Source organism: Micromonospora sp. CPCC 205558, assembly GCF_036902955.1.
Classification (GTDB): Bacteria; Actinomycetota; Actinomycetes; order Mycobacteriales; family Micromonosporaceae; genus Micromonospora.
This window is the reverse complement of record NZ_JBAKHR010000052.1, coordinates 1-12,211: the sequence shown is the minus strand read 5'-3', so window position 1 is coordinate 12,211 and position 12,211 is coordinate 1. Positions and strand designations below refer to the sequence as shown.

Annotated in this window: 14 protein-coding genes and 1 tRNA gene; 9 read left to right on the top strand and 6 right to left on the bottom strand. The window is 68.3% G+C overall.

Annotation, left to right across the window (positions count from 1 at the left end; translation table 11 throughout):
* Nucleotides 1–149: 149 nt before the first annotated feature.
* The gene (locus V6U86_RS32545) at nucleotides 150–443 is read right to left on the bottom strand and encodes a hypothetical protein (RefSeq protein ID WP_334510221.1); all 294 of its coding nucleotides are present in this window, start codon (nucleotides 441–443) and stop codon (nucleotides 150–152) included.
* Nucleotides 440–856: a hypothetical protein gene (locus V6U86_RS32540; RefSeq protein WP_334510219.1), complete on the bottom strand. Its 417-nt coding sequence runs from the start codon at nucleotides 854–856 to the stop codon at nucleotides 440–442. Before V6U86_RS32540 ends, V6U86_RS32545 begins: the two co-directional genes overlap by 4 nt.
* 89 nt (nucleotides 857–945) lie before the next feature.
* On the opposite strand from V6U86_RS32540, the gene V6U86_RS32535 reads away from it, so the two are divergent.
* The 3 genes from V6U86_RS32535 to V6U86_RS32525 all read left to right on the top strand — a co-directional run bounded on the left by V6U86_RS32535 (nucleotide 946) and on the right by V6U86_RS32525 (nucleotide 3,404).
* Nucleotides 946–1,347, top strand: a complete 402-nt coding sequence (locus tag V6U86_RS32535) for a winged helix-turn-helix domain-containing protein (RefSeq protein ID WP_334510217.1) — start codon at nucleotides 946–948, stop codon at nucleotides 1,345–1,347.
* Between the two features lie 381 nt (nucleotides 1,348–1,728).
* Nucleotides 1,729–2,361, top strand: coding sequence for a hypothetical protein (locus V6U86_RS32530; RefSeq protein ID WP_334510215.1), 633 nt, complete (start codon nucleotides 1,729–1,731; stop codon nucleotides 2,359–2,361).
* Complete coding sequence (locus V6U86_RS32525; RefSeq protein WP_334510213.1) at nucleotides 2,361–3,404, top strand: XRE family transcriptional regulator; 1,044 nt, start codon at nucleotides 2,361–2,363, stop codon at nucleotides 3,402–3,404. Before V6U86_RS32530 ends, V6U86_RS32525 begins: the two co-directional genes overlap by 1 nt.
* 165 nt (nucleotides 3,405–3,569) lie before the next feature.
* Here the strand turns inward: V6U86_RS32525 and V6U86_RS32520 are convergent, their stop codons facing one another.
* Nucleotides 3,570–4,214 (bottom strand): DUF4145 domain-containing protein, encoded by a 645-nt coding sequence (locus V6U86_RS32520; RefSeq protein ID WP_334510211.1) that lies wholly within the window; start codon nucleotides 4,212–4,214, stop codon nucleotides 3,570–3,572.
* A gap of 1,007 nt (nucleotides 4,215–5,221) precedes the next feature.
* On the opposite strand from V6U86_RS32520, the gene V6U86_RS32515 reads away from it, so the two are divergent.
* From V6U86_RS32515 to V6U86_RS32505, 3 genes are read left to right on the top strand one after another with little or no spacing between them, the layout of a single operon-like run.
* Nucleotides 5,222–6,853: a replication initiator gene (locus V6U86_RS32515; RefSeq protein WP_334510209.1), complete on the top strand. Its 1,632-nt coding sequence runs from the start codon at nucleotides 5,222–5,224 to the stop codon at nucleotides 6,851–6,853.
* Nucleotides 6,850–7,047, top strand: coding sequence for an excisionase family DNA-binding protein (locus V6U86_RS32510; RefSeq protein ID WP_334510207.1), 198 nt, complete (start codon nucleotides 6,850–6,852; stop codon nucleotides 7,045–7,047). The genes V6U86_RS32515 and V6U86_RS32510 overlap by 4 nt, the downstream gene beginning before the upstream one ends.
* The gene (locus V6U86_RS32505; RefSeq protein WP_334510205.1) at nucleotides 7,047–8,267 is read left to right on the top strand and encodes a tyrosine-type recombinase/integrase; all 1,221 of its coding nucleotides are present in this window, start codon (nucleotides 7,047–7,049) and stop codon (nucleotides 8,265–8,267) included. Before V6U86_RS32510 ends, V6U86_RS32505 begins: the two co-directional genes overlap by 1 nt.
* Nucleotides 8,268–8,297: 30 nt before the next feature.
* Here V6U86_RS32505 and V6U86_RS32500 read toward each other — a convergent pair whose 3' ends face one another.
* From V6U86_RS32500 to V6U86_RS32490, 3 genes are all read right to left on the bottom strand, one after another.
* A complete protein-coding gene (locus tag V6U86_RS32500) occupies nucleotides 8,298–8,555 on the bottom strand; it encodes a Txe/YoeB family addiction module toxin (protein ID WP_334510203.1) in 258 nt (85 codons plus the stop codon).
* Nucleotides 8,552–8,827, bottom strand: a complete 276-nt coding sequence (locus tag V6U86_RS32495) for a type II toxin-antitoxin system Phd/YefM family antitoxin (RefSeq protein ID WP_334510201.1) — start codon at nucleotides 8,825–8,827, stop codon at nucleotides 8,552–8,554. Before V6U86_RS32495 ends, V6U86_RS32500 begins: the two co-directional genes overlap by 4 nt.
* A 154-nt stretch (nucleotides 8,828–8,981) precedes the next feature.
* Nucleotides 8,982–9,053 (bottom strand) — tRNA-Lys (locus V6U86_RS32490).
* 147 nt (nucleotides 9,054–9,200) lie between these two features.
* On the opposite strand from V6U86_RS32490, the gene V6U86_RS32485 reads away from it, so the two are divergent.
* The 3 genes from V6U86_RS32485 to V6U86_RS32475 all read left to right on the top strand — a co-directional run bounded on the left by V6U86_RS32485 (nucleotide 9,201) and on the right by V6U86_RS32475 (nucleotide 12,058).
* Nucleotides 9,201–9,623 carry a PadR family transcriptional regulator gene (locus tag V6U86_RS32485; RefSeq protein WP_334510199.1) on the top strand — a complete coding sequence of 141 codons (423 nt, stop codon included), beginning with the start codon at nucleotides 9,201–9,203 and terminating at the stop codon, nucleotides 9,621–9,623.
* A gap of 19 nt (nucleotides 9,624–9,642) precedes the next feature.
* A complete protein-coding gene (locus tag V6U86_RS32480) occupies nucleotides 9,643–10,692 on the top strand; it encodes a GlsB/YeaQ/YmgE family stress response membrane protein (protein WP_334510197.1) in 1,050 nt (349 codons plus the stop codon).
* A 283-nt stretch (nucleotides 10,693–10,975) separates the two neighbouring features.
* Nucleotides 10,976–12,058, top strand: coding sequence for an NAD-dependent epimerase/dehydratase family protein (locus V6U86_RS32475; protein WP_334510195.1), 1,083 nt, complete (start codon nucleotides 10,976–10,978; stop codon nucleotides 12,056–12,058).
* Nucleotides 12,059–12,211 lie beyond the last annotated feature (153 nt).

The following is a 12,211-nucleotide window of genomic DNA, read 5'->3' as shown; positions in this document are numbered from 1 at the left end:
TGCTGTACTTCGCTGCCGTACGGGCAACGCACGCAACCACGACAGGCTCGAAAAAGCCCTGACCTGCGAGAGAGTGGGCCGCCAGGGACTCGAACCCTGAACCTATGGATTGCCGGCGATCCGGTTTTCTGCGGTGTGGTTCGAGGTCATCAGGGCTGCTGGCGTGCGTCTCGGCCGGGTTCGGCTGGCACGGTTGCTGTACTTCGCTGCTGTACTGCTGGCGGTTGTCTGGTCCAGCCGATGAAGCGTCGGTGGAGCGCGCCGGCTGGTGCCCAGGGCATGTCTTCGGCGGCCTGGACGAGGTAGGCACCGAGGTAGAGGGCCAGCGATACGGGCGCGTCGGCGTACTCCGCGCGTAGCTCCCGGCGGCGGGTCGGGCAGGGCCAGGGCAGGTCGCAGCCGCCGCAGCTCCAGATCGGCATGACCGGGCCGTGGGTGGTCACCGCACACCACCCAGGAACCGGGCGACGCTCGCGCGGGCCTGCCGGCTGGTCGCCCACTCCACCTGCCAGCACGGGTACGGGGCCAGCCGCGACCACCACGCCCGGCAACCGGCACACATGCCGTCGAGCCCTCGGACGTGTACGGCCAGGATTGCGTGCTCCTGGTCGTCTCTCACTGCGCCTCCTCTCCCGGCCAGTGGCCACGGTTGATGGGGATGCGGTGTCGGGCGTGGCAGGGCAGGTCGGCTCCGCAGCGGCAGATCCGCCGCCACTTCCGCCACGACCAGACCGGCCGATGCCGCCGGGCAAGGGTGAGGGCAGTGGCTATCAGTTACTCCTCGTACGAAACGCGCGGCACCAGATCTCCCTCGGGTGCGGGTCGACGGCGCGGCGGCCGGGCCTGAGCTGGTCATCCGACCGCCGCACCTGCCCGTTTACCGTACCGATGTAGGACTGTAGATACAATAAGATGTAGAACTGTTGGACACGTAGCGTCACATTCGTGATCGACCCCAGCGCGGATCGGGCCGTGTTCCGGCAGCTCGCAGACCTCCTGCGGGACCGGATCACGTCTGGCGACATCGCGCCCGGTGCGTCACTGCCGAGTGAACTGCGGCTGGCTCAGGAGCACGGGCTGAGCCGTACGAGTGTGCGGCAGGCGATAGCAATACTCCGGTCGGAAGGGCTCGTGATCGTAGAACCGCCGCGCGGCACCTTCGTCCGGGCCATCGAGCCGACCGAGACGGTGAAACTGCTCAAGGGCGACACTGCCTCCGCGCGGATGCCAACGCCTGCCGAGCGCCGTGAGCTGGAGATCGGCGAAGGTGTCCCGGTCCTCGTGGTCTTCCGCGCCGACGGCTCCCGCGAGCTGTACGCAGCCGACCGCGTACGCGTGGGTCGCTAATCCGCCCCTCGCGTGCACAGTTGAACCCCGCTGGGGGAATGCGGACGCAAGCTGCCGACGGCTGTCAGGTGGTGGCGGCCCGCGTCGACGAGCAGGTGTCGGGCGCCATCGGTTCACGTTCCAAGTCGGCCCGCGTCGGGGCTCGCACTGCTCTCTCGCTGCCTCCTGCCTGATGCCCAACGCGCGCCCCGACTCCTCGTGATCGCACCCGCCGCCCCGGTTGGGCATCCCGGCGAACACCGGCACCCGCACCCGCCGATCGCGGCCGTTCTGATGGCCGGTTCCTCCTCATGGCCGGCAACTCCCCGTCGTGTCGGTGCGTCGCCTGATGCCGGTGGGGCAGTCGCACAGTAGTGCGACGGGGGTGGTATATTTTCCGGCATGATTTCGCACCCCACGTTCGAGCAGGTTCTCGAAGACTTGGGCGACAAGGTGATCACCGGATTGGGTCGCGCTGCACAGACGACGCGCGGCGATTTGCTGAAGTACCGGCGCGAGAACCCGTTGTGGGTGGCGGACTCGACGGAGCGCGGCCTGGCGAACTGGATCCACGACCGGCTCTGGACCCATCTCGTCGGAGAGCTGGATGACCACGATGGGGTGTACGTGCACGACAAGGAGCCCAGCCGGGAGCTGTGGGTGGGCATCCGGTATAGGCTGCGGATCAAGCGGCACGGGCAATCCGGGGAAATCAGCACATTCCCGACATTGGCAGCCATGTCCTTCTTTACCCAGGGTCGGGAGGCTTTTGAGGGCCTGGAGGTCATCCGACTCTGCGCCGGATACATCTGGGAGAAGGAAGAGCGGGACATGGGGGAAGCGGTCCTGTCACTGCGGACCACCCGCGACAAGGTCATCTGGTGCAACCCTCTGCCGTTCGTGGGTGAGGTGCGCGCCGGGGGTGAGGTTCGACCGTTCCCGGTTACCCCGGCTGCGGAGCCGACGGCTCCTCTGATCGACTTCAACCCGCGCACCCCCAGTGTCGCGGATGGCAACCGGAACCAGGAGGAGTAATGAGTTACCTCGGCGAAGCGTTGGTGACCGCACGCCGAGCACGCGGACTGACCCAGGGTGAATTGGCGCAGGCGGCCGGCGTTACGCAGGCCGCCCTGTCTCGCTACGAGAACGATCAGCGAGAACCAGATGCGGCGGTTCTGGAAAAGTTGGCCAAAGCTCTTGGCGTAACCGTAGCCTTCCTGCAAACAGCAGGAAGGCTGCGCGGCGCTATGGCGATTGACGTGCACATGCGGCGACAAGCAACAGCAAAGCCGACTGTTTGGAGACAGCTTGAAGCTAAACTCAATATGTATCGAATGCATGCCCGCCATCTCTTTGAAGACGTCTCCATAAAAGCAGAGCAAAGAATACCGACGTTCGATCCCATAGATGTAGACCCACACAATGCAGCACGCCTTGTACGGATGCAATGGCGCATGCCAGTGGGTCCAGTGCGGTCGCTAACCAAGTGGATGGAGGCTGCCGGGTGCATCATAATCGAAGAGGATTTTGGCACGCCTCGCGTGGATGGGCTATCCCAATGGATTGGCGAACATCCCATTATCTTGCTCAACTCGCGAGTTCCGGTTGACCGCAAGAGGCTTACGTTGGCTCACGAACTCGGCCACCTTTGTTTACACACTTCATACGTGTCCGACACCATCGAGCAGGAAGCCAGCAAGTTTGCCGCAGAATTCCTGATGCCCGGTGAGTTCATCAAGCCTCAATTACGTAACCTCAACCTTGGGCGATTGATAGACCTGAAGCGTGAGTGGGGCGTCTCAATGCAAGCCATCATTGAGCGCGCAGCTGACCTGGGCACTCTCGGACCCAATCAGCGGACTAATCTATACAAGACGCTGAGCGCCCGAGGTTGGCGAACAAGGGAACCGGTAAGCGACGAACTCCCCGAAGAGCAACCGATACTCCCACGGAACATCGGCGACGCCATGATGGCCAAAGGATTGAGTGCCGCCGAGATCGCAAGCATTGCAGGCTTCGGAGATAGCGCGGTTCATCCTTTCGAGCCGTTGCGACGCCCTCTTCGCGCCGTTCGGTAAGTCGGCCCGACTTGGCCCCTCGTCGTCGAAGTTGCGGCGGGGGGCCAACTCCTTCGATGGCGTAGGGGCGAGTGGGCCAGGGCGAGGTAGTGGGATATGCCACCCCTTCGCTCACCCGACCGCTCGGCCCACAACACCCAGCGAGCGATTTTGAAGGCTTGACGCCTACGCTTGTTTTTCAACCCCGTCACGTTCCAGCTTGGCGGCCCGCCGCTGCTTAAACTGAGCGAACTTAATCGTTAAGACATACATGTGATCGAGCATTGCCTCGGCAAGGTCTAACGCATCCGAAGCGTCCTCGCGGGTTACTTTGGTGCCCGTATAGTGAGCCCCCTGGTTGCCAAGTATCCTTAGCTCTTCCGCCCACTCCATGAGTCGAGCATCGATCTGACCGGCCCGCTGGAGTTCCCGCAAGCCAACGAACAGCGTTTTCTCTGTTACCCCATTGAGCTTGCAAATGCCTTCCAGGGTCCTTCGCACCATTACGACGACAGCCGTATGAGCACCTGATTGAAAGCAGGTTACTGCTTCCTGATGCTCCGCTCGGAGTTCCTCAGGAACTGAGAGCGAAAGCGCCCGACGCTCCTGGGGCCACACCTGCTCAAAAAAGTCGCCATCGCCTCCGAAGTCAATCTCGCGATGAAGCGATCCCTTGCGACAAGTATTGCAGTGCAGCAGGATTAGGGCGTCCGTGACCAGCTCAGGATTGTCTTCCTCGATGGCGATTCCCTGGACCCGCGACAACGTCAAGTTCTTACAGAACGGGCAATGAATTGCCCTGAAGTTCATGCCTTCGGTCGGATCTGACACGCTTTCATCCTTGCATTAGAGGCGTTGCGGCTTCACTCGCTTCGTTTTGGCAACCTACCCTTGTACGTCAAGCCGTCGTTGACAGGAGACGAGGCCGTGGTGGGGATGCGGCGCGTGTATCACGGGCAGGCCCCCGCCTGCCGGCAACGCCGGCCCGAGGGGTCGCAGAGGCTCCGGGGTCAAGGGCGGCCCGCAGGGCCGTCGCGCAGCGATGCGAAGCACCCTTGAGGTCGGAGGGGCGGCCCCGCATCCTCCGCGCCGCATCCCCACCACGGCCGGCGGTGACCCGCCCCACGGCGCGGCGGTACGACGGCCGCCGCGCCCCGGCCGGCAGCCGGCACACAAACCTCAAGCACACTCAGCGCTACCGTCTGCGGCGGCCCCCGGCCTTCCCGCTCTCCGCGCCAGCCGACGGGCGTTCTGCGTGGCCGACGTGAAGCGACAGCGGAGCGACGGGCTCGCGCCCTGGCGGCGGCGCGTGCGGCCCGCTCAGGGCCGCCTTGATAGACGTACAGAAAGTCCTCCCACACCCGCCGGCAGTCGGCCGTCCCGGCCCAGCCAAAGGGATCACGGCGGGTTGACGTGTCGGTACCCGGTGCTACTCTGGCGCTCGTCGAGCACGCCAGCGCGGCCTTCCCGCCGGATTGCTGGCCTCGACTTCGGAGATGCAGAGCGGCCTTCCTGCCGCTGATGCGGGTCACGTCCCGCCGGCTCTCGATCACACCGGCGACCATGCCAGTTCCCCGAATCCGCTGAGCGGCCCAGCGCGGCCTTTCCTGCCGTCACGATGGCCCGGATTCGCTTCACCCTTGCGGGCGGGGACAGCCTGCGGCGATGCACCGGATGCCGGTTTCCAGGCTCCCCACCCGTGCCGGCCTACTCATCACGTTCACGAGCGTAAAAGGACATGACCTATTGGCGGGAAGTGGCACGAGCACGATTCCGCCCTCCGGCGTCAGCCGCCCTCTCGGCGGTGCCAGGAGACACGACGAACACCACCAGCGGACATGCGTCCACGGCTGGTGGTGCTTCGTCTCCCGTCCCTGCCACCCCCTGAAGAGGAGACAGTCGTCTCCACCCCGCTCACCATCTACCGGCCCGGTCTCGTCGTCGGCCGTGACGCCCAGGTCCTGCACCGCGCCGCCACGCCGGAGTTCTCCGGCTGGCTGGAGCACACCCGCCCCGCCGGTGGATGCGCCCGCCCGGTCCGCCTCACCGGCACCATCTCCGCCGTCGACCGGAACACCGGCCGAATCCTGAGCGAGCAGCACACCGACGAGCTGCCCGACCGGACGCTCTACACGGCGTGCGGCAACCGCCGCGAATCAGCGTGCCCGGACTGCGCCTGGGTCTATCAGGGCGACGCCTACCAAGTCGTCTGTCGCGGCCTGACCGGCGGCAAGGGCATCCCCGCATCGGTCGGCAGACACCCGGTCCTCTTCGCCACCTTCACCGCCCCGTCCTTCGGCCCGGTCCACCACCGTCACGTTCCTCGCCACACCTGCCGCAACCGGCAGCGCTGCGACTGCCGCCCCGCGCCGTGCCGCGCCCGCAGCAACGCCGGCACCTGCCCGCACGGGCAGCCCGCGGCGTGCTTCGCCCGCCACGACGTCGACGATCCGCGGCTGGGGCAGCCGTTGTGCCTGGACTGCTACGGCCACGCCCACCAGGTCGTCTGGAACCACTTCTCCGGCGAGCTCTGGCGACGCACCAAACAGGCCATCGACCGCCACCTCGCCGCGCGCTGCCGTCAACGCGGTATCCCGAAGGTCGGCATCGTCACCGCCTCCGGCAAGGTCCGCTGGGTGCCACCCGTGCGGGTGTCCCACGGCAAGGTCGCCGAGATGCAACGCCGCGCCGCCGTGCACTTCCACGTCCTGCTACGCCTCGACGGCGTCGACCCCGACGACCCGGACGCCCTCGTGCCGCCACCGGCCGGCATCACCATTGACGACCTGGAAGACGCGATCCACGCCGCCGTCCGGCAGATCACCGTCACCACACCCGCGCACCCCGACCGGCCGCAAGGGTGGCTGATCGCCTGGGGCGAGCAGGTCGACGTCCGACGCATCAACACCGCCGACGGCGAGCTGACGGACGGCAAGGTGGCCGCCTACCTCGCCAAGTACGCCACCAAGGCGACCGAAGCCACCGGTCACCAATCGACCCGCCTCACCCCTGCCACGATCGACGACTACGCCGACCCAGAAGGCGACCACCTCGCCCGCCTCATCGACGCCTGCTGGCACCTCGGGCGGCCCACCGGCACCGACGCCGCCAGCGGCGCCGCAACGGCCGGCGGCCGTCAAGGCAGCCTTGACACCAGACCGAACGCCTACGCCGGGCTGCGCCGCTGGGCGCACATGCTCGGCTTCGGCGGTCACTTCCTCACCAAGGCCCGCCGCTACTCCGTCACATTCGGCCTGCTGCGGGACACCCGCGCGACCTACCGCCGCGCCGAGGACGACGACCCCACCGACACCGTGACGGTTGGCGCTCTCACCTACGCCGGCTCCGGGTGGCTCACCGAAGGCGATGCGCTCCTGGCCAACACTGCCGCCGCCCAGCGCCGGCAGGCCAGACGCATCGGCCGGGAAGAACTCGCCCATGAAGCCTGGCTCGTCGGGGCCGCCGCATGAGCAGAGACCTCACCCCGCGCTGGTACTCACCCGCCGAGGTCGCCGTCCTGCTCGGCTTCGGCATCTCCAAGGTCAAGATGAAGATCGCCACCGGCGAGCTGCGTTCCATCAAGGACGGCAAGTACCGCCGCATCCTGTCCGAATGGGTCGACGACTACATCCGCGACCAGGTCGAACGCCAGGTGGCGGCCTGATGCCCGGACGCGCACGAGCCAACGGCGAAGGCTCCATCTTCCCGTACCGGAGCGGCTTCGCCGCGTACGTCTGGGTCGAGAAGCTGGACGGCAAGCGGGGCCGGAAGTGGGTCTACGGAAAGACCCGCGAGGAGGTCCACGACAAGTGGATCAAATTGCACGGGCAGGCCAAGGCTGGTCCAGTGGCGACGCGCTCCCCGACGGTGGGGGAGTACGCCGGCTACTGGCTGCTCGAGATCGTCAAGCCGAACCTCGCCCCGGGCAGCTACGTCACCTACGAGGTGGTGGTCCGGCTCTACCTCGCGCCAGGGCTGGGCCGGAAACGCCTCGACAAGCTCCGGGTCAGCGACGTGCAGACCTGGATCAACGAGGTGGGGCGGACCTGCCAGTGCTGTGCCCAGGGCAAGGACGAGCGGCGCAAGCCCGCCCAGCGTCGCTGCTGTGCCCTCGGCCGCTGCTGCCGGGATCTGCCCTCGGCAACCAGCGTCACGCACCTGCGGACCGTGCTCCGGACGCTGCTCTCCCAGGCGATCACCGAAGGGCTGATCACCCGCAACGTCGCGTCCTTGGTGAAGCTGCCACCGGTACGCAAGCGCAAGCGGAAGGCGTGGACGAGCGACGAGGCGCGGCGCTTCCTGGAGTCGGCCCGCGCCGACGACGACCCGCTCTACGCCGCGTACGTCCTGGTCCTGGTGCTCGGTCTGCGCAAGGGCGAGATGTTGGGGCTCACCTGGGTGGACGTCGACCTCGACGCGGGGGAGTTGACCATCGACCGGCTGCTCCAGCGGGTAGGTGCCGAACTGCTGCACCGGGAGACAAAGACGGCCGCCTCGGACGCCACCCTGCCCCTGCCCGACATCTGCATCGTTGCCCTCGACCGCCGCCGCACCGCGCAGACCGCCGCCCGGGACGCTGCCGGACCGGCGTGGCAGCCCTCGGATCTGATCTTCACTACCCGCTACGGGCGGCCGGTCGAGCCGCGCAACTTCAACCGCTTCTGGGACCGGCGCTGTGACGCGGCCGGCGTCCGGCGGATCACCGTCAGGGATGCCCGGCGGACCTGCGCCTCGCTCCTGGCCGACCTGGACGTCCACCCCCGGGTGGCGATGCAGATCCTCCGGCACGCCCAGTTCGCCATCACCATGGAGATCTACACGGTGGTGTCCTCGGCGGCGACTCTCGACGCGCTCAAGCGACTTGGCCAGACGCTCGACCAATGACCGCCGCGCCGCTGGTTCCGGTCCGGTCCGCTATCGGTCGCCGTAGTGGTACCGGCAGGCGATGATTTCGACGTCCTCCTTGGTGATCCGATACACCAGTCGGTGTTCGCGATCGATTCGGCGGGACCAGAAGCCGGACAGCTCTCCCCGAAGGGGCTCCGGCTTGCCGATGCCCTCGTATCCGTTGCGCATCACGTCCGCGATGAGTTCGTTGATGCGCTTGACGAGCTTCCGATCCGTGTGGCTGAGGTACTGGTTCCACGCCGTCGCGGTGAAGACCAGCCTCACGCGACGTCCCGCATGGTGGCCGGGTCGACCAGATCGCGATCGGCCGCATCGCCCTTCTCCAACTCCGCCATCGACCGGCGCAGCGCGGCGGCGTTGCTCGGGCTACGCAGGAGGTACTCGGTCTCCTTCATCGACTCGTATTCGGCAAGCGGCACGATCACCACGGGCTCGTGGCCGGAGCGGGTCACCACCACTTCCTCCGCGTCGTTGATGACGCTGTCGAGTTCGGCGGCCAGGTTCTGCCGTAGCTGGGTGAAGTTGACGGTCCGCATGACCACCTCCATAGCAAGTACAGAAAACTGTACCTTAGGTGGGCTCGCAGCATCATGCACGCACGCATCGCCTGCTACTGCTGTACTTCGCTGCTGTGCGGGCCATGCCACCAAGGCGAGAGACCCGTGAAGGGCTCGTTGACCTGCTGAAGAGTGGGCCGCCAGGGACTCGAACCCTGAACCTATGGATTAAAAGTCCACAGCTCTGCCATTGAGCTAGCGGCCCGCGCGCTCAGGTTACCCGACCGTCTGCGCGGCGGCTGATGTCCGCCCCCGGTCTGGCGGAGCGATGCCGATCTACGCCCGCGACGCTGGAGGAAAACCTCTCACCGCTTCGCCACCGGCATAGCTTCATCACCGATATATTGAGGCCATGGCCACACCCACGCCACTGCGGGAACCCACCTTCCTGATTCTCACCGCGCTCGCGCGGGAACCCATGCACGGCTACGGCATCATCAGCGACGTCGCGGCCCTCTCCGGTGGGAGGCTGGCGCTGCGGCCCGGCACCCTCTACGGCGCACTTGACCGCCTCACCGATGAGGGGCTGGTCGAGCGGGACCACGAGGAGGTCGTCGAGGGGCGGCTGCGTCGCTACTACCGGCTCACCGAAGCGGGTCGATCCGTGCTCACCGCCGAGACCGAACGACTGCGCCGCAACGTCGAGGCGGCTACGCAGCGGTTACAAGCGCGACCTGCGGGCACCCGTACCGCTGGCGGCACCGCACGCGGCCCTCTCACCATCCCCGGTACGACCGCCCACCCCGTCCTTCGACCGACCGGAGGCCTGGCATGACACCGACCGGAGGCCTGGCATGAACCAGCCCAACCCCGCGCAGCACGAGGCCGGGTCGCCGTTGGAGTCCCGCTACCGGCGGCTGCTGTGGGCCTACCCGGGCGACTACCGAATTGAGCGGGGCGACGAGATTGTCGGGACGTACCTCGACACCGTCGGTCCGGGGCGGCGCTGGCCATCCCCACACGACGCCCTCGACCTGCTCGGCGGCGGGCTTCGGGAGCGACTGCGCGGGTACGGCGCCCTCGGGTTGGCCGCCGGCTTCCCGCTGGCCGCGACCGCCGCGCTGAGCACCCTCGTCGCGGTCGCGGCTTTCCTGCTCCTGCAGGTCGAGTTCGAAGACCCGCGCTTCGCCCGACTGGACCCGGTCGGCCCGTTCCAGACCCTCGGCGCTGTCATCTGGCTGGGCTGGCTGGTCGTCGGCCTCGCCGCCACGACGCTCCCCGGGTCCTGGACCCGGACCGCCGCGGCCGGTGGTCTGCTGCTGACGATCGCCGTGCCGCCCGTGGCCGCCGTCATCGGGCAACCAGGGCCGCCGCTGTTCGTGCTGGTCCCCACGGCTGCGCTCGGTCTGGTCACGCTCGCGCTGCCCTCCCATCCCGGCTGGGTCGCGCGTAGCCTGCCGCCGCTCACGGCCGGCTGCGTGACGGCCGCATCCGTGGCATTCAGCGCCGCCGAGAACGGCGGGAACATGTTCACGTCGTACGGCTCGACCCCCGAGCTGCTGGCGATGGCCGGGGGGTCGATGGTCGCGCTGGTCCTGCTCGTCGGCCTCGGTCGCGCGCTGCGAGCCGACGACGCCGGCCTCTGGGCGGCGCTGCTGCTCGCCACCCCGGCCGGCCTGCTCGGCGCCGACCAGCTCAGCCAGGCGATCTGGGGTACCAGCGGCGGCGGACCCACCTCGACGGCCTTCGCCGTCACGGCCGGGTCGATCCTTCTTGTCGGCGCGGCGCTGCTGGCAGCGGCCCTCGCCGGCCAGGCCGCACGACACCAGACCGTACGTCGGCGAGTGCTCGACAGCGCCTGCCCGACCTGCGGACACCGTTCGACGGCAACGGCACGGAGCTGACGTCGGCAGGATCGGTGATGTGGCGGGGTTCGAGGCGCCGGGTCGGTGACCTGGAGTGAGGCGGCGGCGCATGGGCGTGGGCCGGTGGGGAACCAGGACCGGCATGAGATCAAGCAGCTCGCCCGCGGCCCGGGCGAGCCGCGATCCGCGAGCCGCGCGAGCCGCGCCGCGCGAGCCGCGCCGTGCCGTGCGACCCGCGCCGCGCGAGCCGCGCCGCTCCGTGAGCACCGACCCGCAGGTGGGCGGGTGGTTGAGGGGCTGCTGGACGGGTACGGGGTCGGGCATGCGGATCGTGGTGGTGGGGGCTAGCGGCAACGTCGGTACGGCGCTGCTGCGGCGGCTGCGCCGGGAGCGGGGCGTGGAGCTGGCGGGGGTCGCTCGACGGCTGCCCGGCCCGGATACTGGCGAGCCGTACGACCAGGTGGAGTGGCACTCCTGCGACATCGGCACGCCGGGCGCGGCCGGTCAGCTCGCCGAGGTCTTCGCGGGCGCCGACGCGGTGGTGCACCTGGCCTGGCAGATCCAGCCCAGTCACGACCAGCGGGTGTTGCGCCGGACCAACGTCGACGGCAGCCGGGCGGTGATCAACGCGGTGCTCCGGGCCGGTGTGCCGGCCCTGGTGTACGCCTCGTCGGTCGGGGCCTACGCGCCCGGCCCGAAGGATCACCCGATCAGTGAGCGGTGGCCGGCCACAGGTGTGCCCGGTTCGTCGTACAGCGAACACAAGGCCGAGGTGGAGACGCTGCTGGACGGGGTCGAACAGGACCACCCGACACTGCGGGTGGTGCGGATGCGGCCCGGGTTGGTCTTTCAGCGGGCTGCCGGCGCGGAGATCACGCGTTACTTCCTCGGCCCACTCGCCCCGGTACGGCTGCTGCGCTTCGGCCGGATCCCGCTGGTGCCGGCGAACCGCCGGTTGCGGATGCAGGCGGTGCACGCCGATGACGTGGCCGATGCGTACGCCCGGGCGGTGTTGGGTGATGCGCGCGGCGCCTTCAATGTCGCTGCGGACCCGGTGCTCACTCCGGAGCTGGTAGCCCGGCACTTCCACGGTTGGACGGTGCCGGTCGCCGCGCCGGTGCTGCGGGCCGCTGCGGCGCTGACCTGGCGGGCGCGGCTGCAACCGGTCGACCCGGGCTGGGTGGAGCTGGGTTTGAACGCCCCACTGATGTCCAGCGAGCGCGCGGAGACCGAGCTGGGCTGGCGGCCCAAGGTCAGTGCGCTGGCGGCGCTCAAGGAACTCTTCGCCGGCATGGCCGACGGCGACCACACGGCAAGCCCACCGATGTCCGGCGCACGGGACCTGCCCGGCCGCCCCGCCGCCCTCCTCCACGCCCGCCCACCAGGCCAGGGCAACCCCTACTGACCCTCACCCTCGCGACGTTGATCAAGAGCTTTCGGTCAGAAACCGCCGCCCCGGTGACCGAAACCTCTTGATCACCGACGCGGACGGGCGGCGCGGGCGCACGGCGCCGGCGGCGCGGGCGGACGGCGCGGGCGGCGCGGCGCGGGCGGCGCG